1 pseudogene is annotated in these 446 nt (G+C 59.6%); it reads right to left on the reverse strand.

Annotation, left to right across the window (positions count from 1 at the left end):
• Window positions 1-446: pseudogene (locus K5I40_RS23790) on the reverse strand (hypothetical protein); the annotation flags it as partial.

The following is a 446-nucleotide window of genomic DNA, read 5'->3' on the forward strand; positions in this document are numbered from 1 at the left end:
CAGGGTTGCCGGAGCCACCACATCAGAGGCTTTTGCTGGAGTGGCCTGCTCAGTCAGGTGAGAAGGGGCCACCGGCGCAGCATATGCGGCTTTGGTCAGTGGTGCCGGAGCTGCAGACGCTACTTTGGTCAGTGGCGCAGGCGCACTGATAACCGGAGCATTTGGCGCTTTGGCCGCAGGAGCCACGTAATCGGCTTTGGTCAGGATCGCAGGTGCAATCACATCAGATTTTTTCGCAGGGGTAGCCTGCTCAGTCAGATGGGACGGCGCAACAGGGGCAACGTTTGCTGCTTTGGTCAGTGGTGCCGGAGCTGCAGACGCTACTTTGGTCAGTGGCGCAGGCGCAATGATAACCGGAGCATTTGGCGCTTTGGACGCAGGCGCAACGTAACCAGCTTTGGTCAGGGTTGCCGGAGCCACCACATCAGAGGCTTTTGCTGGAGTGG

It is taken from the genome of Leclercia sp. LTM14 (assembly GCF_023736175.1).
In the GTDB taxonomy this organism is placed as follows: Bacteria; Pseudomonadota; Gammaproteobacteria; order Enterobacterales; family Enterobacteriaceae; genus Enterobacter; species Enterobacter barmai.